The 22,869-nt window shown below is 38.9% G+C and carries 13 protein-coding genes; 1 reads left to right on the top strand and 12 read right to left on the bottom strand.

The window, feature by feature from the left end; all coding sequences use genetic code 11:
• Positions 1–11: 11 nt before the first annotated feature.
• The 3 genes from D0T87_RS06270 to D0T87_RS06260 all read right to left on the bottom strand — a co-directional run bounded on the left by D0T87_RS06270 (position 12) and on the right by D0T87_RS06260 (position 4,513).
• Positions 12–3,005 (bottom strand): TonB-dependent receptor, encoded by a 2,994-nt coding sequence (locus D0T87_RS06270; protein ID WP_163174029.1) that lies wholly within the window; start codon positions 3,003–3,005, stop codon positions 12–14.
• A 256-nt stretch (positions 3,006–3,261) separates the two neighbouring features.
• Entirely contained in the window at positions 3,262–4,005 is a 744-nt protein-coding gene (locus D0T87_RS06265) for a DUF1080 domain-containing protein (RefSeq protein ID WP_163173900.1), read from the bottom strand.
• 136 nt (positions 4,006–4,141) lie between these two features.
• The gene (locus D0T87_RS06260) at positions 4,142–4,513 is read right to left on the bottom strand and encodes a hypothetical protein (RefSeq protein WP_203558622.1); all 372 of its coding nucleotides are present in this window, start codon (positions 4,511–4,513) and stop codon (positions 4,142–4,144) included.
• A 256-nt stretch (positions 4,514–4,769) separates the two neighbouring features.
• On the opposite strand from D0T87_RS06260, the gene D0T87_RS06255 reads away from it, so the two are divergent.
• Positions 4,770–7,130, top strand: coding sequence for a glycoside hydrolase N-terminal domain-containing protein (locus D0T87_RS06255; RefSeq protein WP_163173898.1), 2,361 nt, complete (start codon positions 4,770–4,772; stop codon positions 7,128–7,130).
• 330 nt (positions 7,131–7,460) lie between these two features.
• On the opposite strand, the gene D0T87_RS06250 is transcribed toward D0T87_RS06255, so the two are convergent.
• The 9 genes from D0T87_RS06250 to D0T87_RS06210 form a co-directional block, all read right to left on the bottom strand.
• On the bottom strand, positions 7,461–9,155 hold the full coding sequence (locus tag D0T87_RS06250) for a RagB/SusD family nutrient uptake outer membrane protein (protein WP_163173897.1): 1,695 nt from the start codon (positions 9,153–9,155) through the stop codon (positions 7,461–7,463).
• An 11-nt stretch (positions 9,156–9,166) separates the two neighbouring features.
• Positions 9,167–12,283, bottom strand: coding sequence for a TonB-dependent receptor (locus tag D0T87_RS06245; RefSeq protein ID WP_163173896.1), 3,117 nt, complete (start codon positions 12,281–12,283; stop codon positions 9,167–9,169).
• Between the two features lie 267 nt (positions 12,284–12,550).
• Positions 12,551–16,417: a hybrid sensor histidine kinase/response regulator transcription factor gene (locus D0T87_RS06240; RefSeq protein WP_163173895.1), complete on the bottom strand. Its 3,867-nt coding sequence runs from the start codon at positions 16,415–16,417 to the stop codon at positions 12,551–12,553.
• 3 nt (positions 16,418–16,420) lie between these two features.
• Positions 16,421–17,368, bottom strand: a complete 948-nt coding sequence (locus D0T87_RS06235; RefSeq protein ID WP_163173893.1) for a sugar phosphate isomerase/epimerase — start codon at positions 17,366–17,368, stop codon at positions 16,421–16,423.
• A gap of 26 nt (positions 17,369–17,394) precedes the next feature.
• A complete protein-coding gene (locus tag D0T87_RS06230) occupies positions 17,395–18,276 on the bottom strand; it encodes a sugar phosphate isomerase/epimerase (protein ID WP_163173891.1) in 882 nt (293 codons plus the stop codon).
• A gap of 25 nt (positions 18,277–18,301) precedes the next feature.
• Positions 18,302–19,492 carry a hypothetical protein gene (locus D0T87_RS06225; RefSeq protein WP_163173889.1) on the bottom strand — a complete coding sequence of 397 codons (1,191 nt, stop codon included), beginning with the start codon at positions 19,490–19,492 and terminating at the stop codon, positions 18,302–18,304.
• A 50-nt stretch (positions 19,493–19,542) separates the two neighbouring features.
• On the bottom strand, positions 19,543–20,631 hold the full coding sequence (locus tag D0T87_RS06220; RefSeq protein ID WP_163173887.1) for a zinc-binding dehydrogenase: 1,089 nt from the start codon (positions 20,629–20,631) through the stop codon (positions 19,543–19,545).
• A 20-nt stretch (positions 20,632–20,651) separates the two neighbouring features.
• Entirely contained in the window at positions 20,652–21,521 is an 870-nt protein-coding gene (locus tag D0T87_RS06215) for a sugar phosphate isomerase/epimerase (RefSeq protein ID WP_163173885.1), read from the bottom strand.
• Between the two features lie 80 nt (positions 21,522–21,601).
• Positions 21,602–22,726, bottom strand: a complete 1,125-nt coding sequence (locus D0T87_RS06210; protein ID WP_163173883.1) for a DUF1080 domain-containing protein — start codon at positions 22,724–22,726, stop codon at positions 21,602–21,604.
• Positions 22,727–22,869 lie beyond the last annotated feature (143 nt).

Below are 22,869 nucleotides of genomic sequence, written 5' to 3'. Positions count from 1 at the left end.
CTGATAATTCTTTAAAATGTAAAGTTAATACCCAGTATATAGTTACGCGTTGCAGGAGAATTTGTTCCTATGGTCAACAAACGCTTTAAGTTGTCGTCGTAGGGTACGGCCGCGTTTTCATTTCCATATGAATTTGTCTCAGGATCCATGCCTGATTCATCATGATAAGGCGAGAAGAATACAAATGGGTTTTGTACAGTAGCATAAACACGTAGTCTGCTGATGCCATTATCTTTCAACCATTTGAGTTGATCAAAATTATACCCTAATGTTATCGTTCTTATTTTCAGGTATGAAGCATCGAAATAGCCCAATGTACTACCATACTTAGGATTATCTCCACTCTGAGCACCGCCAGGTTTTGGATATTTTGCACCTGTGTTTTCGGGTGTCCAATAGTCTACTTTGACATTTCCTCTACGTCCGGTCATCATATTCAGATATCCTGCAGAAGAATAAAGTGTACTGATCAGTTTGCCTCCACTCTTGAAAGCGCCGACAATACTCAAATCAAATCCTTTATAAGCTACACGCGTATTGAAACCGCCCTGGAACCTGGGTTCCATACTTATAATCTGACGGTCGGCGTTTCCTATTTGCCGTACCGGGGTGCCATCCGCATTATAGTCACCTGTATATTTCACTTTAATCATACCAGCATTTCCACCGGGTTCCAGAATATTCATATAAGGATCCCCTTCCTGCCAAAGGCCTATCTTTTCAAAATCATAGATTACATCGATTGGGTGGCCTTTAAACCAATTGTTAGTCTCATCCCTTTTCTGTCCGGAGGCAAGGGCTACCAGTTTGTTATGATTCACATAGAGATTAACGCCGGCATCCCATGTCCACCCATTCCGGTTTTCTAAAATAGTACCATTCAATGATAATTCAAAACCTTTATTTTGAGTTTCACCAATATTAGCCATATAACTGCTTACTCCGGAAGTGCTTGGCAAACCAATACCCATCAAAAGGTCCTTTGTGTTTTGCACGTAGTATTCCATTGTTCCCGATAAACGTCCATTAAATAAGGTAAAGTCCAAACCGAAGTTCCAGGTTTCAGAATATTCCCAACCCAAAGCCGCGTTAGGCAATTCTGTTACATAATTCCCTGTAGAGAACTCATTTCCAAAATTATATTTTCGGGTACTTAAAAGTCCAAGAGTCTTATACGGGTCTACTGCCTGATTGGATGTTTGCCCATAACCTACTCTCAGTTTCAGATTATCTAACCAGGTAACGTTATCCATGAATGATTCCCGTTTGATATTCCATCCGGCAGAAAACGCAGGATATGTATGCCACTTGTGTCCGGGCGCTAATCTGGACGAACCATCGGAACGGAGGGTAACCGAAAGCATATATTTATTATCATAGCTGTACATAACGCGCCCCATCCATGACATCAAGCTACTCACCTGATATATCTGCTTACTGGGATCAATCGTAACATCTCCTGTAGCTTGTCCCAGATTGAAATACTGAAAATGATCTGCCGGGATGTCATTTGCGGTTATATGCTTGGTTGTATATTTAGTTCTTTCTGCCGAATACAAGGCAACAGCATTTACCTGATGTTTGCCGAAATTGCGATCATAAGTCAACATATTCTCGATGGCCCAATTGGTCATCAGGGAGTTTGTAACGGTAGCCTTTGACTGTGCTGTTTCATTAGAACTGAACAAGCCCTGTCCTGTATATTGTCCGCCATCCGTCGTTCTGTAATTCAACCCCAGGTTTATGCGGTATTTTAATCCTTCTACTTGTGGTATTTTAGCTTCGGCATAAAGTGTGTTATATGAGCTGAACGCCTTTTGGCGGTCTGCCCATGCATCGCCCAAGTTTTCCATAACACTCTTAGTCTGTACCCACGATTCATCCAAAGGCATACGTATGGTTCTTTTCAGAGTTCCGTCTTCATTGTAAGGATTTGCAATAGGTGAATTACTCAGTACGCCATACAATCCCATACTATTTCCGTTATTTACAGTATAGTTATTGTTTGTGGTTATTCCTACACGAAAAACGCCAATTTCCTGATCGAATGCACCTCTCAGGTTCATGCGCTCAAAATCCTGCATGGGTACTACCGCTTCATCTTTGTAGTATCCTGCATCGAAGCTATAACTTCCTTTTTGGGTACCCCCAGTTACGCTAACATCATGACTTGTTACAAAACCTGTTCTATAGAATAAATCCTGCCAGTCGGTATTGGTGTCATCGGACTCATCCAGTGCATTGTTATAGATTCCGGCATCTTTACGCATTTGTGCGAACTCTGCGCCATTCATCATGGGATATTTGGCGAATAAATCTTTTATACCAAAATATCCATTATAAGAAACGCGCGCTTTGGAGCCTTGCTCTCCTCTCAACGTAGTGATCAGGATAACTCCATTAGCCCCACGTGAGCCATAGATTGCTGTTGCAGAAGCATCTTTCAGGATATCGATGCTTTTGATTGTATTGATATTGATATCTCCGATAGATCCTACAAACGGGATACCATCCAATACAACCAACGGGTCGTTACTGGCGGTTAACGAACGGGCACCACGGATTCGGATTTGCATTTCGGCTCCAGGTTTGGATGATGTTTGTGTCATCTCAATACCTGCTATACGACCTTGCAATGCTTGTGTGAAGTTACTTCCGGGAACAGCTCTGAGGGTCTCGGCATTGGCAGAAGCAACAGAACCGGTTATCGCTTCTTTGCGTTGCATACCATAACCGATAACAACAACCTCACTCAACATTTCGGAATCTTCCTGTATGGTTATATTGTAAGTTATTTGGCCTAATGGTATTTCCTGGGTTTTGTATCCTATAAAAGAAATAACCAGTGTACCGCTTTGTGGAGCATCCAATGTGAAATTACCATCCAAATCAGTAATTGTACCAACTGTAGTACCTTTTACTTGTACGTTTGCTCCGATAATGGGTTCTTTATTACTATCTACAATTGTGCCATTGATCCTCTTGTTTTGCGCAAACAATGGCATAGTGAAAATAACAGCAAGTAAGAGTGTGGTTAACAAAAATTTCTTTCCATGAAAAAACGAAATCTTTCTATACAATTCATTCTTTTTTTTCATCTTAATAAGTTTATTAGATCATTAATTAGATTTAATCTCTCTGTGGTTAAAAGACTAAAATCCATAACATATCTGACAGATTTTAGCATGTGTTTTTCATTCTAATCTATTTTACTCATAGGCATCTTATTTAGGTTTTTAATAATATTAGTTTCTCCAATCGCTATTTTTTTATCTCCCTGATCTTGATATCTTTATACCGGATTAGCAGATCGTCGCCATGGTGAAGTTGAAGAGCTATATGCCCTGATTGCCCAACATTATGTTTCTGATGAATCTCATCATCCAATATACCGGTGGCATCCCAGTCGGTTTGCACAATTCCATTCAGTATTGTTTTGATGTGCATACCATTGCATATCAGTGTCAATTCATTCCAACCGTCATCGTCGGCGGAGTACTTCATGATGTATTTTTCGGGTTCGTATTCATCTTTCATGTCCCAATTGGATAAACTCGGATAAATCCAACGGCGAACTTCATTGGTTTCATCATAAATGAATCCTGTACGCCAGGGTTTAGGTTTGGGCGGATTAATATCTACCTGTGGCCCATTCATCCATCCTCCGTTTTCAATCGTTGTATCGTACCGGCTACGAAATTGCAATCCACTATTTCCCGGAGAATCCGAATAAGCCTGAAATTTAAGTCCTAATTCGAAGTCGGTAAATTCCCGATCGGTTACTAACCAAATGTGATGATGCCCTTCCCTGCCTCTCGAATCACAAAGGATGGTTCCTTCATCAATTGTCCAAAATACTTTGTTTTTGTCTTGTGGCTGGCAATCGATATGCCAGCCGGATAGGTCTTTTCCATTAAATAATTGTTCCCATTGAATTTCTTGTTTACACGAAACAAAAAATAATGGAATTAAAAGAGGGATGAATATTCGAACAGTTATATGCATAATCAACCTTATATAATTGTTATATAAGGCAAAGATCATTTTCTCTTTTCAAATTGATTTTTGATTTTCTTTATTTGATTTGCAATTTTCCTTATTTCTGTTCTATTTCACTGTTTGAGGTGGTTATTTATAAGTTCTAAACTAAGACTTTTAGGAACCATAATGATAAAACTGCTATATTATTTAAAATAATTATATCGAACCCTCGCTCATTATTTTTCGGAGTTTTTTTCTGAGCTAATACTATTAGATTTTTTACCACCCCCATAAACATAGGAAGAAATACAAATAAGGCTATTAATGACAAGACAAGACTACCGATTGTACCTGCTGTTGATGGAAACCAAAAAGCTTCTTTATATTCGCCTATCATAAATGGAATAGAGCCCAAAACAATTGGTACAATAGTTAAGAATATAGGTTTCACCTTCGCATTCCAAGCTTTAATATATATTTTAACTGACTTCATATTAGGACGAGTGTCCTCAATATTATTGTATTCATTCAAAACATAAATATTGGCGTTCACAGATATTCCGGCTAAAAGGATAAATGCAGCAAATCCTAACTAGTCAAAATTCAAATCAAACAAATAGAAAGTCAGGAATAAACCGATAAAAATCGGACTAATGACAACTTGCAAGTTACACTTTACTTTAACGCTCATTCATAATTATGGCAAAAATTGAAACTAAAATAATAAAAATCAAAAAAGATTTTTTCTGGGATAGTCGTTCTTTGTAAAAACTATAAATAAGCTTATTATGGAAAAAAGATTTTTGAGTTTTAAAGTTACCTGTACTATCTGCATTATAATATTTAATATAAGCGGGTTATCAGCGCAGAACAACAGTAAAACTGCTTTCTGGTATTCCGAAGCAGCAGTAGATTGGAAATCGGCAATACCTATTGGTAATGGCAGAATTGGAGGAATGGTATTTGGAGATATTTTCGAAGAGCAGATAATAATTAACGAAAACAGCATTTGGTGTGGACCTCCTACCCCTCCAAATGATTCCAAAGGTCCTGAATTGATACGGCAAATGCGAGATCTACTTTTTGAAGGAAAATATCTTGCGGCAGATTCCATTTGTAATAATGCTTTTTTAGACCGTTATTGGGCTAATGCAGAAGAGAGATCTTATCAACCTTTTGGCTTTTTGCATCTCAAATTTTCCAATACGAGTTCTCCTGTTAACTATAGACGTTGGTTGGACTATGAAAATGCAGTCACTTACGTTACTTATGAGCAAGACGGGGTAGTATATACCCGCGAAGCATTCGTTAGTGCCCCCGACCAAATAATGGTTATACATTTAACCGCTAACCAATCCGGAAAAATATCATTTACAGCTGACGTTGATCGACCATATGGTGCAGTAGCTAAAGCCATAGCGAATAACAAACTGCATATTAGCGGTCAAGCCCATGCAAAAGACAATACCTTTATGGGGGTAAAGTTTGATGGTATTGTCCAGTTTTCCACACAAGGAGGAAGAGTGCAATCGGAAGGTGATATTATAAAAGTTACAGATGCAAATAGCGTTACCGTCTATTTGGCTATCAAAACCGACTATAATCTTAAAGAACCTACGCAACCATTATCACACAACCGGGCAAAAGCTTGTCAGAAACAAATAGCGTTGGCTATCCAAAAGGACTATAACAAAATAAAAACTAAACATATTGCAGATTATACGAGTTTGTATAATCGTTCAACATTTGAGATAGAACTTGATAATCCTCTACGGATAGAGACTCCAATTAATAAACGAATAGCCATGGTCTCAGAAGGGATAGCAGATCCATATCTGCTACAGATTTATTATCATTATTGCCGCTACCTACTTATCTCTAGTTCACGTGAGGGTGGATTGCCGATGAATCTGCAAGCTATATGGAATCCATTAATGCAACCACCATGGAGATCAAATTTCCATATCAATATAAATCAGCAAGAAGCCTATTGGTTTGCAGAACAAGCAAACTTATCTGAGTGTCACGAGCCTATGTTCACTCTTACCGAAAAAATCACTCAAAATGGAAAAGAGACTGCGCAAGTAATGCTTGGAACTAAACGTGGTGCAGCAGCAGGCCATAGAACTGATGTATGGTTTTTCACTGCTCCAACAGGATGGGATTCCTCTCACGGAATGTATGTATTAGGACTTTCTTGGTGTGCGCAACACATGATGGAGCATTATAGGTTTACAATGAATAAGGATTTTCTTCGAGAAAGAGCCTATCCTGTTCTTCGGGAGAATGCTTTGTTTTTTGTTGACTGGCTTGTTCCTCATCCTATAACAGGAAAACTTGTTTCGGGCCCTAGTGCGTCAGCCGAGAACCAATTCCTTATAAACAAACAACGCTCTAGTATTTCAATGGGACCTTCTCAAGATCAAGAAATAATTTGGGGGGCATTTTCTGACTACCTCGAAGCGTGTCGCATATTAAATATTTCAAATGAAGAGACGGCAGAAGTGGAAACTGCTTTAATTAATTTGGCGGTACCTAAAATCGGAAGTGATGGTCGGTTATTGGAATGGTATGATGAAATGATTGAGTCAGAATTGGGACATAGGCACCTTTCTCATTTATGGGGAATGATGCCAGGCCGTCGGATAACGCAAGATAAAACACCATATTTGGTTGATGCGGTGTGTAAATCTCTTGATTTTCGCTTGTCGAATAACTATAATGCGCAAGGATGGAGTTTGGGGTGGGTTACCTGTATGCTAGCTCGTTTAAGAGAAGGAAACAAGTGTTTAGACATGATGGAGCATCAATACTTTACAAAAGCTTATCCTAATATGTTTGTTGACGCTCATGGTTTTGTGCAAATAGGAGACATGATGGGGACCCCTTTAGCAATGATAGAATTGCTACTTCAAAGTCATACTGAATTCATTGACATCCTTCCAGCATTACCTACATCATGGAAAAATGGCAAGGTTACAGGCTTATGTGCCCGTGGTGGTTTTATAATTGACATAGAATGGAAAAACAGCCGGTTAATTTCTACCTCTATTTTTTCTCGTGAAGGAGGTGAATGCAATATCCGTTATGGAGACAAAACAAACAAGATATTAACGGAGATTGGAAACACTTACAATATAACATTCTGATATTCTTGGATTTTTATCAAAATAGATGAGAGAATCTCACCAATAATCAAACATTCCGCATTCTGTATATTTATTAGAACGAGAGTTTTTCTGAATACCAGTTTTTCTTATATGTTTTATACAAAAGTAGGATGAAAATAATTGTATTTTCATCCTACCCGTTTTTGCAAAAATAAAGAAACTGTTCTTGAGCAGCTTATAAAAGAGAAACTACAAAAAGCACAGCTTTTGGATCTTTTTATTGCTATTGAGTTTGCAACTACTAAAAATCAACATTTCATTATTCAACTTTGAAATGAACAGTTACTATTTTTCGACAGAACCCTTTCATTAATATCCGATCCATGTGGACGTTTGTTCCAGTGTTCCACCATTTTTTCTGATTTCGTCATTAGAAACAGGTATTAGATACATCCGTTCGTTAAAGTTACCTTTTTTCTCATACAATTTTACAGGTGTATACTTCTTGATCCCGGTAGTAATATCTTTATAAATATCCATACCGTAAATATCCCTGTTCTCAGTAACCATCGCAACTTTCCAGCGACGCACATCGAAAATCCGATGAGATTCGAAAGCGAATTCCACCCGACGTTCATTGTAAAGCCGTTCCCGTAATTCCTCTCCTCCAACAGTCGAAGGGATATCCGGCATGTCAACACGGTCGCGCACCTTGTTCATATATTCTCTACAAACATCCTCATCACCCAATTCGAACATGGCCTCTGCATAATTCAAATATATTTCAGCCAGGCGAAAGAATGGCCAAGGTACCACGCACTTCACCTCCCAGGAAATGTCTTGATCTAATTCGGGCATAAACTTTCGAAGAATGTAGTTTGTACGCGGATTGTCTCCACTTTGTTTATAGGAATCATACCCCCAACTTGATTCGTCGGTAGCAATCCACATTTCATGTGTTATTCCGCGATAATCAGAGCCATCATAAATAACTGTTGCCGCCAAACGTGGGTCTCGGTCCTTGTATGGATTTTGAGCGTCATATCCTGATGCCGCATTGATTACTTTTTCGCCGTTTACCCATTTGAATGGAGGTAATCCGGTGGATTTCATATCATAATCATCCACCAAATTCTGTGAAGGACCGTTACTTGCAAACCAACCGCCATAGGCTCCCCATCGACGTCCTAAATTGTCCATCGGAGCATCGTGTCCGTTTGTTGACGTGAAATTCCGTGCAAAAATGTACTCTTTGTTTTGTGATCCGGAAATCAACCTGAAACCTTCACCATAGTCGGCATACAATTCGTAAGTATCTCCTGCTTTAGTCATAAAGCCCAACGCAGCGTCTGCTGCTTTTTGCCATTTTGCCCGATCATTTGTCGGATTAAACAGCGGAGATGCCATATATAGGTACATACGAGAAAGCAATGCACGACATACATCTTGAGTAGCCCGGCCAAAATTGGCATTAGTTGTGGTGTAGGACTGAGGAAGACCGGGAATAGCGTCAGCAATCAATTTTTCAATTTCAGTAATACATTCTTCCAGCGTATTGCGGGTGAATGTAACCGAAGTTCCTTCGTCAATACTCCAGTATTCATCAACCAGAGGAACGCCGCCATAACGAATAATTAATTGAAAATAAATCCACGCTTTCAGAAATTTTGCTTCAGCAACCCAACGCCCTTTATTGGGTAAGTCAAGATTTGAAGCATCCATTTTATCAATAAAAACATTGATTTTACGAATATATTGATATCCGGTATTCCAATAATCCAAAGAACCTATATTGTCGGGAGTCATCGTCCCGGCCTGATACATACTTGGTCCCCATGTAATTGAAGGATAAGTTTCATCCGTCCCTTTAGACAACCAATCGTTCCAGCTTCTGAAACCATGTTGAATGCAATTGTAAAGTTCTACTTGATATGCCGATATGAGATTGGCGTCCTCCCAAACTGCGGCATCTGTAACCTTGTTTGTTGGCGAAACATCCAAAATATCAGAACAAGACGATAAAGAGAATAACGTCGTTACGAGAATTATTAAATATTTTTTCATTTGTCTGGATTTTAAAATTTAATATTTACACCAAGATTCATCACACGCTGTTGCGGATAATTAAGACTGCTATTATTTGTTTCCGGGTCAGACCATTTGATCTCTTTAGCCCAGGTTAACAAATTAAAGCCACTAACATACAACCTTAAGTTACTTAAGCCGATCTTTGATGTCCATTGTTGAGGAACCGTATATCCCAACTCAAGGCTTTTCAGACGAACAAAAGTGGCATCATAAAGAAAAAACGTCGTATTGCCGAGCTGATAAGCATCAGATCGTGGCATAGTTCCATTGGGATTTGTTGCTGTCCAACGATTTTTTGCACGTTCAACATAAGCATTGTCATAAGAGGAATTACCGATGGTGACAAATTGATCGTCGTAATTATAAGCACCTGCTTGTCCTTGTAAAGAAAAACTTAGATCAAAATCTTTGTATTGAAAATTAGAACTCAATCCAAATACCATCCGGGGAACATTTGAGTAGCCAAAACGGTATTGGTCATCCGAATCAATTTTTTCATCACCGTTCAAATCGACAATCTTGATATCACCAACTTGTGTACCGGCAGCATGTGGATATGCATCAAGTTCTTCCTGCGTATGGAAAATACCATCTGCCTTGTAATATAATTGTGCTCCAATCGGACGACCTGTGCGATCTCTATATTCGTATGTATTAGGTGTCTCGTCCATATAGACAATTTTACTCTTGGCATAAGACAGGTTACCCGAAACATTATAAGAGAAATCATTATTTATGCGATTTCTATGACTGAGTACGAGTTCAAAACCCCTGTTCTGTGTTTTACCTATATTTTCTTTCGGCAAATCGGTAAAACCGAGGGTGCCTGGAATAGACATGTTACGAGTAGCAAGTATGCTCGACCGGTCTTCCTGGAACAATGTGATATCAAAACCAAACAATCCGTTCTTAAAACTACCCTCCAAACCAAGATCGTATTTGGTACTGATTTCCCATGTAATATTGGGATTGGGCATAACTCCGGCTTTGATAGCGCTCGTATTCGTTGTTCCGAAGACATAGTTTCCGTCAAAAGAATACGTTTGCATATCCTGGAATGCATCGACATTGTCGTAACCCGTTCTTCCCAATGAAGCCCGCACTTTCAATTGATCTATGTCCGGGAATGCATTTTTCATGAACGCTTCTTCCGAGATACGCCATCCGAGTGATGCGGCAGGGAAGAAACCGTATCGTCTTCCTTCAGGAAATCTATGAGATCCATCGTATCGGAAAATAAACTCCAACAAATACTTTGATTGGTAGTCATAATTTAAACGTCCAAAATAATTATTACGCGCGCTTTTGCTTGAAGAACCTGAGTTGTCTTTATCTTCAGAAGCCGAACTTCCAGTATTGATTTCCGGCAGTAGAGAAGTCAAATAATTCTTCCGATAAGCACTTGCATCATTAGAACTGTTTTTTTGCTGCTCCATACCAAGCATTACACTAAAGTTGTGAACATCCTTAATTGTTTTCTCATACATTAACCGGACATTCCACATCATCGTTGTCCATTTCCAATAATGATCATCTACCGAGATAACAGAAGATCCCGGACCCGTTCCGTTTTTCTCGTCATACTCACCAGTTTGCACATTGTATTCATGGTAAGTATAAGGTATCTGAAGTGTTTTCTGGAACTGATTATTTATATCATAGTTAAAAGAACCTTCTACTTTCAGCCCTTCCACGTAAGGAATCTTCAAGGTTCCCGTAAAGGTAGAGTAAACAGGCGTATTGTTTAGTTTCTGGTAACCTCTCTGATCCAGCAATAGTGGATTTTCAGTTAGACGCCCCGGTCCAATTAAGCCGTTAGGATAACGAGCTACAAGTGTAGGGTTGGCTTTGATGATATTCCAGAAGTTACTTGACTGGTATGTCGGAGTAGTTGTCCGATTGCGTATAATGCTGCTGAGATTAGCTCCAATGGTCAGATATTCATTCAAATCAATGGATATATTGGCACGTACATTATGTTGCTTATAATCAATCGGATTATTGTAGTAACCAGAACCCTGAGTTTGATATCTGTACGAAAGCAAGTAACGAACAGATTCGGTACCACCTGTTACCTGTAAACTTGAAATATGTTGCATCGAATAAGACTTCATCGTTTCGTCAACCCAATTTGTGTTTGGGTATAACACCGGGTCAGATCCATCCCGATATTTTTGAATAGCCTCACTTGAATAGAACGGAGTATAATTTGACTCCGGGCGTCCCAGCCTGTACCAATAACCTTCGTTAAACGCTTCTGCAAATTCGGCTGCATTCAATACCTTAGGTGTTATAGTAGGCGACGAAAAAGCTGAATTGTGAGAAAAACTAAATACAGGCTTGCCTTTTGCTCCTTTTTTCGTTGTAATTAGAATCACTCCATTAGCAGCCCGGGCTCCATAAATGGCTGCTGAAGCGTCCTTTAAAATCGTATAGCTTTCAATATCCTCCGGATTTAGCCGTCCCATATTGCTACGCTCCATTCCGTCAATAATAACCAAAGGACTATACATCGAAGGATCAGCGTCATCATCGTATAAGGAAGAACGTCCACGAATCGTAATCGTAGGATCATCATCTCCGGGTTGCCCGGAACGTTGGTTTACAATTAGGCCGGGAAGTTTACCAGACAAAGAACTTGTTAAGTTCGCTGCTGGACTTTTTACAATTTCCGAACCGGAAACACTTGCTATAGAGCCGGTCAATGTTTCTTTCTTTTTAGTACCATAACCAACAACTACCACCTCATCTATAAGCTTGCTTTCCTCTTCCAGGATTATATTATAGATTACTTTACCTAAAGCAACCTCCTGGCTTTTATAACCTATAAAAGAGATTTGCAAACTTCCCGTTGATGGTGCGTTTAATGTAAAATTACCATCCAGATCGGTAATTGTTCCTATGGATGTACCTTTGACCTGAACGCTTGCTCCAATGATAGGTTCGCTCGAAGTGTCGACTACTGTTCCACTAACACTTCTGTTCTGAGCAAACAAAGAAGTATTGCACAAAACAATGAGCGATAAAAACAACACAGCAAACAATCTCGAATTATATTGAGATGTTAAACTGCAATTAAATAAGTCAATGTTTTTTTTAATCATTTTGTTAAGACGTTAAATGGTTTTTAATATTAGATTTAGTAATTTCTTCATAAGATTTGTACTGATAGTCTTTCTTCATTGGCATTTAGTTTTTAGATTTTTTAGATTAAGATTAATGGAAACCTATTTAGCCAAAAGCTAAATGATTACCAACAATTTCATAACATGTAAAAAAAAGAATGAATCAATGTTTGTTGAGTGGATTGGTATATTTCATAGGCATACATAAATTAGATTTAAACAAAAGGTTATACTATACCATATATTTTACGAGAAATCCGTGGGAGACTTACCAAAATATTTTTTAAAAACGGTACTGAAATAGCTAATACTGGAAAATCCGGAGAGTTCACTAACTTCTGTTACAGAATATTTTTTAGACTGTAAAAGCTCCATTGCATGATTCAAGCGAATCGTCTTTATCAATTCGATTGGGGATTTACCTGTAAACGTTTTTAACTTATTATATAACAAAGAGGAACTTACATGCATCATTGAGGCAAACTCATCTACACCGAACTCAGTGTTTGAGACATTTTTATGTATGACCTCTATTGCTTTTTTTACAAACTTATCATCCAGGTCATTAGATAGCAATTGTGACTTTTTATCTGTTTGAATAATTAGTTTCAGCACTCTTTCTCTCACAATAAGTCTGTTTTTTAAAATTGTTTTTATCCGCTGAATTAAAATGCCCATGTCAAACGGCTTGGCAATATAATCATCGGCTCCCATGTCCAATCCCTGCAATTGCTTCGTTTTTTCAGTGAGGGAAGTAAGCAGTATTACCGGAATATGAGATGTTTCGAAAGTAGATTTTATCAACTTACATAATTCAAAACCATCCATAATGGGCATCATTACATCAGATACAACCAAATCGGGACTTTTTTCGCGAATTAATTGCCAGGCTTCTTCTCCATTAGCAGCGGTTTTTACAACACTTTGCTCTTCCAGCGAACATTTGAGAAAGTTGCACAAATCATTGTTATCTTCAACAACCAGGATAAGAGGTTTTTTTCCGGAGTTTTCCTTTTCAGAGAGAGAAATATCTGTAAATATATCACTCGCTTCGCGCGATCTTTCGTTCGCATCATCAGTCACAAGTTTATCAATATGTACTTCTCTATAGGGAATAGTTATTTTAAATGAAGTACCTTCGTCCTCCTTACTAATCGCCTGGATTTTACCGTTGTGCATCGTTACATAGTTCTTGACTAACAACAGTCCAATTCCTGAGCCTACAATTTTTGAATTCACAGTATTATCACCTCTATAAAATTCTTTGAAAAGTTTTTTCTGGGCCTTCTTTGAGATGCCAAGTCCATAGTCTTTTACTTCAAGACTCCAGGATTCTCCATTAACATGCAATAAAATGTCAATCTGGCTCTCGGGATGAGAATACTTTATGGCATTGGAAATCAAATTATCCACTACTTTTTCAATCTTCAACTGGTCTATAGCGGTATTGAATGCATCTATATTAGACGAAAAGTGAAGTTTAATTCCTCCTTTCTTTTCTGCTGCCGCTTCAAACATTAACGTTCTATGATAAACCAATTCCACAATGTTCGTCATTACAAAGAAAAGCTGCCCTTTTCCAATATCTACTTTCTGAAAATCGAGTAATTGAGTGGCTACAGATGACAATCTTCCGGATTGCTCGGTTGCAAGATTCAGATAATAACGACCTTTTTCCGAAAGTTTTCCCATCTCTTTATTCAGTTCTTCAATCGGAGCACTCAATAAGGTCAGGGATGTTCGAAGATCGTGAATCACATTTGTAAAAAAGGACATTTTGTCTTGTGCATGCAATTGTTCCAGATGTTTTATATAGAATCTTAACGATAACAACAAAACAGTTGTAATAACCAAAAGTACAAGCGCAATAAACCAGATGGTATACCAAAATGGGGGAATAATTTGTATATCTAGTGAACGTTCATCAAGTACACGTGAGAATGAATTATCTAACATTTTTATGGACAGCCGATAATTCCCATTCGGAATATTTGTATAATTCACCACATGAAGTTCCGATGGTTTGCTCCATTCCGAATCAATCCCTTCCAGTTTCCACGAGAGTTTATATTCGCTCGGTGTTACCCCAATAGGAATCAACTCTATTGAAAGTGTGTTCTGACTATAATCCAACGAAAGTCCGGTCAGTTCATTCACCGGCTTCTTTTTTATCAAGTCAGGATATTCCCGAATGGATCTACCGGAAACATTTACATCCTGAAAAAATATCTTTCCAGCTAAATAAGTTTCTGGGCAATTATCAGGATCGAATACAATCATGCCATTGTTTGAGCCCAATGCTATTGTTTGATCCCGGAAACAGGTTCTGGCTTTGGTACTGTACAAGCCATGAAGCGGGAACAACGAAGGAGGAAAGGCTAAGAATTCGCAATTATTCAACATGAATTTATACAGCCCTTTATCCGTTGCAACAATCATCGCATCGCTTATATGAGTAATACTATTCACATTATTAGACAACAACTCGGACGTTACCGGATATTTGTCGATCTGTTTGGTTTCATAGTTGTATCGCACCAATCCTTCTCTGCTGGTGGCCATCCAGATATCTTTGTCAATTACTAAAAGGTCGCGAACAATAAAGTTTTCCAACAGCGTTTGTATTTCCCCCTTTTCTGTATCCAGTAATACCACCCCTTCCCAATTGGCCATTAATAATTTATTCGCATTGTATTCTACAATGCAACTTATATTCTGAACCGGATAAGATTTTAAACGATTTTCTTTGGAGGAATAACAAAGAACATCACTGTTAGCACCTGCAATCCAGATATCACCCTTACTATCTTTAAAAATATCAAATATAAATTTATTCACAAAGGGTGGTTTAGAGATCATCCCTCCATTTTTTTTGATTTCTTTTCCTGTTTTGGCGTTCAATACATATATGCCTGATGAATAAGAACCTGCCCATATATTGCCATCATTATCTTCACAAAGAGCCAGAAAAACAGATGATCCTTCTTGTTTGTTTTGAAAAAACGACTCCCATTTATTTATTGATCGGTTCCAACGATTTATTCCATTATTTGTTGCAATCCAGATATGGCCATACGAATCTTCCATTATTCGATTGACCGTATTGTTTATCAACGAATTATCCACATTGGGTTGATGTGCTATATGTGTAAAAAAACGGGAATCCGGGTTAAAATAGGATAATCCGCCGGTAAAGGTTGCCACCCAAATTTTCCCTCCCCGATCGCATAAAATATCATATATTCCATTACCCCGTAAGGAAGAAGGTCGATCCATGTCTTCCTTATAAACATTTAATACAGTATCACCCTTTGCCGTTAATTCCCAAATCCCTCTCCCATCAATTCCAACCAGTAGATGAGAGTCCGGTTTCTTTTCAATACACCGGATAGGTTGTTTAGGAAATTTTTTGATACAATCACGTTGCAAAGCAGAGTCCTTTATATCATAATAATAAAGTCCATTCGAATTACTTCCTACCCATAAACCATTAGTAACCGCATCATAATAAAGGCTTAAGATCTCCTGATTCTCACTTTCTTTATATAAAAACTCTGATTGTAAACTATTTGCATCAACTATCCTTACCCCGTACGACGTTCCAAATAGTAAAGAATCATCTTTGTAAGGCACGATGGTATTAACGGGTGTTCGTTCAGTATCTATTGGCTGCAATATATTCCTGCTGTGTTCATAACGATAGAGAGCAGAGGAAGTCCCCAACCAAAAAACATTCGATTTATCTACATATACCGTATTGATCGTAAACTGAAAGTCGGCAATCAGATTAAAACAGTCCATCACATCGTCATATTGGAATAATTGCCCGTTATGCGTATAAGCATACAGATGCGAGTTGAAACAGGCTATTTTTATATAGGCGATATTTGTTTTTTTATAAGGAAGCTGATATATTCGGTGATCACCATCTGTTAGCCGCATTATACCCGCTTCGAACGATACCCATATAAATCCGTTTTCATCTTCACAGATGGAACGAGGCTCTCTGATTGAGATCCCGTAAATCGTATTTATGTTATAGAATGTAACTTCCGCAAACGATTTACAGGTTCCCAATATCAGAAATAAGAATATGAATATCCGGACATTCATAAATTAATTCGATTCACCTAACATTTCACCACAAACTTTATTGATATAGTTCACACTCGGAATTAATTCCAACATGTGATTGTAGAAATCTTTTTCATATTCCATCATGATGATTGGCTTTACATCATTGTCGTAAAGCACCTGGAAGATTTCGCGTATTTTACCCTGACCTTCACCCAATGGAACGTCATACCCGTCTTTGGTTCTTTCGCTCACATCACGCATGTGGAAGTGGTACATCCGGCCGGCTTCCACGAACTTTTTCACGATAGGCAACGGATCGAATTCATCGCGCATATAATGGCCGATATCTACCGAAGCACCGATGTATTTACTACGACCTTTGGTATCTTCAAGTGCAAATTCCGGATTCCAGTAAGCAATGGGTTTTCTATGGTTGGTGAATACGAGGGTTACGCCGTATTTCTTGCAGATTTCATCGTAAAACTCAGGGCTTTTCCCGCCAACCGGCACACGTTTGGGGTCGGTTACAATCATCAGGTTCATTTCTTTAGCAAACTTGGCAATATCTTCAAATTCATCGCCCGAACCGTTCATCCACTGGAAGTAGCTTACGTTTTCGATTCCTGCTTCCTGTAGTTTTTGTTTCAGTTTGTCTTTCCATTCCTGCGGCATGCCATGCCCGAATTTCACATCACTTCCCGGACAAAGCGGCATCCCGGCAACTCCTTCAATATAGTTCAGTCCAAGTGCGGCAGTCATATCAATGGCTTCAAAGAAAGTAAATTTATGAAAAGTATAAGCTTGGATACCTACTTTCCAACCTAACTTCTGAGCGTTGGGAACTCCATTTGCCAATTTCCCGTAACAGGTATAGCCTTTTGGCTGTACCGGCTGTTGTTTCTGCGAGAATACATTCACACTGAACATAAATAGTCCGATAATAAGTATGCCTGCTGTTTTTAAAATGATTTGATTTGAGATTTTCATTTTTTCTAATTTTATTTTATAAATGGTTATACCATTCCATATTTAATGAGCATATCTTGCGTATATTTCAGTAAATATGCCGCTTCGCTGTCAATAAATTCTTCAGTAGGAGTATCGAGGTTTCTCCACACTTTAATATCACGTCCAACTTCTCCACCCATTTGCACAAATGGCTCAGAAACGATTCGACCTTTGTAATTGATGTCGGAAAGCGCTTGAAAGATTTCGTCAAAATTAATATGTCCTCGTCCGGGCGCACGCCTGTTATTATCCCCGGTGTGGAATGATGTCAGTTTGTCACCCACAAGTCGGATGGCATCTCCGATATTATTTTCTTCAATATTCATGTGGTAAGTATCCAACAAAACCCCAATATTCCGACTATCGATTTGAGAGATGTAGTCCAACGCCTCTTGCGCAGTATTAATAACACACCCTTCAAAACGGTTTACAGCTTCGACACAATACGTAACGCCATAGTCTTCAGCTGTTTTTACAATTTGCCGCATACTATCTATAGATCGCTGCACGATGGGTGTCTTGTCATCTACAACATAATTGGGTGACCCCCAACCCGCGTAACTTACTCCAGAAATAATTTCCCCATCCATGAAGCCGATACGTTCTACTATGTTTTTCAGGTATTCAATACCAGCCATACGTATGGAATTGTCTTCACTCGAAACATCATATTTCGGATCAAGCCCAAGACTATACGTGAGTTCTATTCCTTCATCGTCGGCAGCTTTCTTTATATCTTTCATTCTCTCTTTTGTCATTTCCAACAAAGGTTGAGCCTGAAACTCTAAAATATCAAATCCTATTCTTTTTGCCTTTTTCACATATTTGATGTGGTCAAAATCCCAGTTTCTCTCCCAGAAATTTGTAAAAATCCCGAGTTTATTCATGTCTTTTATATATTAAAATTAATCCTTAATTTTGAACAGGTAAGATATTCCCGTCAGGTCCAAAGTGCTTCAATATTACCAATGGTTCATATTTAGACTTGTTTGTAATGACCACGCCTTTCAGGGCACAATCTTTACTGACGAAAAACTCATCCGCAGTTGCTTGTCCGTACCTAATCATTGTAGGCGATTCGCACTCGAATTTCCCGAATGTTCCATGCCCCTGAATCACGACACACCCGTATGCACAATCATCTTTTATAACCACAGTGTGTGCCGGTTCGACTTCCAGTTGCTTACCACCAACATATTCGTTTCCATAAACAATCCATCGCTGTTCGTAGCCTTCACCTTTTTGCTCTATCACTGGCCGGCGGAAGAATCTCTTCCTGTAATCGGGTGCAGTATTTATTTCCCAGTCAGCTACTTCCACTATTTTTTCAATATTGTTTTTATCCTCCTCGGGTAGATAAGCGCATAGACTGTCGTATCCAAACACTTCTCCGTTAACTACATTTTCCCACATTGCCATGGCATCACTGTTCCATTGAGGCTCGTACGTACAGAGCGATCCGGGGGCATGTACTACTCCGGCAGGAGTATACCAACCCGTATCTAATTCAATACGAAATGCCCTTGATAATTCGGTTATCCGAATGTCTCTTTTGGTATAATCCTTCAATCGTTCTATGACTTCCTCTTTTGTAACAGAAGGATCAAAACCAAAATAGCTCACGGGCATTTGTCCCAGATGTTGGTTATATTGTTTAGGAAAATAGTAATGTTCGAATTTAGGTTTCACACCCACTTTCTTACATGCTTCCTCACCATGGTGTATATGATGGAATAAAGGCATTTCGTAGTCATAAAACTTAGAATACATGGGCCATGTTCCGTATTTTTCAATCAGTTCACTGCCGATTATTTCTTCCTTGAGTTCATCAATAAAATCTTTGAACAGTATCTTATTTTCATTCGTATCGTCCACATTGACATAGCTCATTCCTTCGTCAGGACGTGCGCCTTCTGTCTCAACATGAGTGATAGAACTAAACCATCTTTCTACGATAGCTCCCCGATCCATTCCCATCGCAAAGTAATCATCCGGATGAAGACGTAGTCTTTTACCGGGTCGGTTAAAGGGGCGGGGAACCCATGTGGGTAATAATTGCAATATTCCCCCGCCCTTTTCAAACACTTCTCTTATTTTATCCATATTTTACCTTAAAACAATTTCTTATCGTTTAAACATTCTTTAAAAGCCCATCATTGCTTATCCGCTCCGATAAGTATAACTCCTTTTACTTTGTTTTCCTTGCTTTCTTTCATAAACCGAATACCGTTTTCGGCATCTGCAAGGCTAAACGTATGTGTTATTATTGGTTTTAAATCAACCTGTCCCGAAGCGATCGCATTGAACACATTGTCCCATACAAGTGGAGCCAACCAGGCACATTTTATTGTCCTGTCATTGGTGATGGCTTCCAGCATATTGATAGAGAGATTATCTTCAGCGCCCGGAAGTCCAAAATAAACAATAGTAGATGCCGGACCCGTCACTTTCAACGCATTCTGTAACGCTTCCATATTACTTGTTGGCACTATGCATCTTGGAGCTAATTTGCCGAGCTTTTCTTTTACAGCTACCACTACATCCGATGCATAATAAGGTGAAGTTGAATCCTTAGTGTTTATCAGGAAGTCAGCCCCGACTTTTTTACCTACCCCTAATGGATAATCTCTTGTTCCTACCAGAACTACCCTTCCTGCTCCGGATGCTTTAGCCAGTTGAACCATCATCAGTCCGATAGGCCCCGGCCCCAAAATAACAACATCTTGTCCTAACCGGATATCTAATCTTTTTACGCCGTATGTTCCACATGCCAATGGTTCGGCCAATGCGCCGTGTTCAAAAGAAACCGTATCAGGAATCTTATAGGCATGTGTATATTTTACTTTTACATATTCGGCAAAACCGCCGTTTACGTTCACTCCTATTGTTTCTACATTTTCGCATACGTTGAATTCGCCACGCATACAAGCAGGACAAGCATTACATTGCTGCACAGGATTAACCGCTACACGGTTTCCTTCCTGAAAAAGGTTGGCATCTTTAGCTATCTTGCCAACTTCAACAATGACTCCGCTCATTTCGTGCCCTAAATATAAAGGGCCCTTACCGTCTTTTGTTCCTAACGGACTATGCCCGTAATAATAAGATATATCCGACCCGCATATTGCACATGCCATTACCTTAATCAACACTTCATTATCAGCTAATGACGGAATATCATGTTCCTCATATTTCATGACCTGTGGCTCATAGAAATTCTGCACTTTCATTTTACCTTCCATAGTTGCGCTTATATAATGTGTTAACTATATTTTCTATTAAAATCATCAACGTATTCTTTGCATTTTTTCGTTACCGCCCATGCGTCCGGCCACTCACAAAGGTCAATGGCCCACCAGTCGGCTTTATATTCACCTACATGAATCAAAGCAGGAATAACCTCATCGAAATTAATATTCCCGTCTCCAAATGGAACATGTTCGGATGTATTATCATGGTTCAATGTGCCGTCGGCGTCAATTACATGAACAAATCCAATATATCCTTTTGCCATTTCAATAAATTCCAGGATACCCCCTTTTAACACTTCCGGTTCAAGGGCATTTAAGCCGAGTGCACAATTGTAAGCATGGCATGTATCGAATAATAAAGAGAAGTTAGGTTCATTAACCGCTTTCACGACCTCTATTACGCTTGACGGTTCATTGATGATGAATCCCGGTTCAAACTCCCATACCATTTCAAATCCGTATATAGCGGCCTCTTGTGCTAATTCTTTAAAGTTCTTAACATAGAAATCTTTCACATCCTGATAGGTCATGCCTTCCGGAAGTTTTGGAGGAGCACAAGTATCAAAACGAATAATATTGGTTAAGTTTAGTTTCTTGGCGAAAGCAAGACAGTCCGAGAATGCTTTTCTCCATTCTTCCGTTTGAGTCAGTGCATTGTAAGCCCATACATCTATGGCATAATCCGCCACTTCCAATGTATTATCCTTGAAGTAATTTACATATTGGGCAATTTTTTCGTCCGTATCGAGCAATGTAGCATTCGCTCCATACGGGGGAAATCCTCCTAAACTGATGCCATCAAATCCTAAATCCTTTGCTCCTTTTGTTAATTCCTTCATTTCCTGCGGAATAGCCCAGGAACTAATTGATACTTTTTTCATTTTTCAAATCTCCTGTGTTTTTAATGGTTTCCATGGGGTTCAACATAATAGATGAACCTTTTTAATCGGTTAATAGATACTTAAAACTCCTGTATCTCGATATCTTTATACCACGCTTCGCATGGATTTTTATCTTCATGTATTTGTACCGCAATATATCCGGTTTGTGGAATTGCCGGGTCGTATTCTATGTAGTCTAAAGTTTGAATTCCATTCAGCCACATACGAATGCGTGGCCCTTCACAACGAATGATATAAGAATTCCATTCATCGTACCGAGTTACTTTCTTTACTTCTTCTGTATTCAAAGAAGTTCCCAAAAAGGTCCATCGACGCTGTTCGTCATACAAAGCACCCCATTTCCAGGGAATAATATCTGCCTGATAGCCCACCATTTCGTATGGAGTTTCGGGGTGTGGCACACTGCGAAATTGTACTCCTCCATTCCAGCTTCCGGTTCCTTCGGGATATTTCATTTTGAATTTCAGCCGTAGTTCAAAATTACCATATTGTTTTGTAGTCGACAGAAATTCATTTCTCGGGATGGGTCTCTCCATAGTTCCTCCCACAATGGCTCCGTCTTCGATGCGAAACCACTCCATGCTTTTCTCGCCATCATTTCCTTTCCAACCCTTAAAAGTTTTTCCATAAAAAATGGTTTTTCCTTTAAATTTCGCCACGATATCAACCGGTTGTGATGTGGCCTTTTCTTTTGTGGGAGTCAACGTAAGCCAGTGAATATCGGGCAAGGCTTCTTTGTGTTCTTTTCCTTTTAAAGTCAATTGGATAGCTTTTAAAATAATTTCCGCATCACCCGGATTTTCAACATTGATCACGCCCAGATCAAACGTTTTATATTCCGTCCAACTGCCCGTCGGTTGTATTAGTACAGCAAATTGCTGCCTCCCTATCGTAACGGTTGCTGCCCCGCCCGAATAGGGTTCGGAATAATTCAAGCTTACCACATAGTTTCCTTTCTTTAGGTTCGTCTTCCAGGAAATCACGTCATTCACATTATGCCAACCATGTATGGTGGCTTTTTCCTGCCCTTTATCTTCTATTCTCAATCCGCCTTCAATAGTAGCGTCTCTTGCCAATAATTTTACCACATCTTTCATTGCCTCATTGGCCGACGTTTCCGGGATAGACATTGCTAATCCAAACAGAACAAAAAATAAAGTCCGCATAAATAAAGAAAAATTCATTTTCGATGATTTTTTATAAATAAATAAACTGTACCTTTTATAAAATAAACTAATACCTTATTGAAAACTTAAGATGAGGGATATAGCTCCCTCCTGATTTACCACAAAGATTTTATATATTTAAGATTAGAGTTTTTGTTTAA

It is taken from the genome of Bacteroides sp. 51, assembly GCF_010500965.1.
In the GTDB taxonomy this organism is placed as follows: domain Bacteria; phylum Bacteroidota; class Bacteroidia; order Bacteroidales; family Bacteroidaceae; genus Bacteroides.
Note: the sequence above shows the minus strand (reverse complement) of the source record. Positions and strands in the feature narration are given on the sequence as shown.

What these genes read in the sequence shown, in the direction of transcription:
- D0T87_RS06270 (WP_163174029.1), bottom strand. Translation starts at nt 3,005, where the DNA reads ATGCCATTGTTTGCGCAAAACAAGAGGATCAATGGCACAATTGTAGAT.
- D0T87_RS06265 (WP_163173900.1), bottom strand. Translation starts at nt 4,005, where the DNA reads ATGCATATAACTGTTCGAATATTCATCCCTCTTTTAATTCCATTATTT.
- D0T87_RS06255 (WP_163173898.1), top strand. Translation starts at nt 4,770, where the DNA reads ATGGAAAAAAGATTTTTGAGTTTTAAAGTTACCTGTACTATCTGCATT.
- D0T87_RS06250 (WP_163173897.1), bottom strand. Translation starts at nt 9,155, where the DNA reads ATGAAAAAATATTTAATAATTCTCGTAACGACGTTATTCTCTTTATCG.
- D0T87_RS06245 (WP_163173896.1), bottom strand. Translation starts at nt 12,283, where the DNA reads ATGATTAAAAAAAACATTGACTTATTTAATTGCAGTTTAACATCTCAA.
- D0T87_RS06240 (WP_163173895.1), bottom strand. Translation starts at nt 16,417, where the DNA reads ATGAATGTCCGGATATTCATATTCTTATTTCTGATATTGGGAACCTGT.
- D0T87_RS06235 (WP_163173893.1), bottom strand. Translation starts at nt 17,368, where the DNA reads ATGAAAATCTCAAATCAAATCATTTTAAAAACAGCAGGCATACTTATT.
- D0T87_RS06230 (WP_163173891.1), bottom strand. Translation starts at nt 18,276, where the DNA reads ATGAATAAACTCGGGATTTTTACAAATTTCTGGGAGAGAAACTGGGAT.
- D0T87_RS06225 (WP_163173889.1), bottom strand. Translation starts at nt 19,492, where the DNA reads ATGGATAAAATAAGAGAAGTGTTTGAAAAGGGCGGGGGAATATTGCAA.
- D0T87_RS06220 (WP_163173887.1), bottom strand. Translation starts at nt 20,631, where the DNA reads ATGGAAGGTAAAATGAAAGTGCAGAATTTCTATGAGCCACAGGTCATG.
- D0T87_RS06215 (WP_163173885.1), bottom strand. Translation starts at nt 21,521, where the DNA reads ATGAAAAAAGTATCAATTAGTTCCTGGGCTATTCCGCAGGAAATGAAG.
- D0T87_RS06210 (WP_163173883.1), bottom strand. Translation starts at nt 22,726, where the DNA reads ATGAATTTTTCTTTATTTATGCGGACTTTATTTTTTGTTCTGTTTGGA.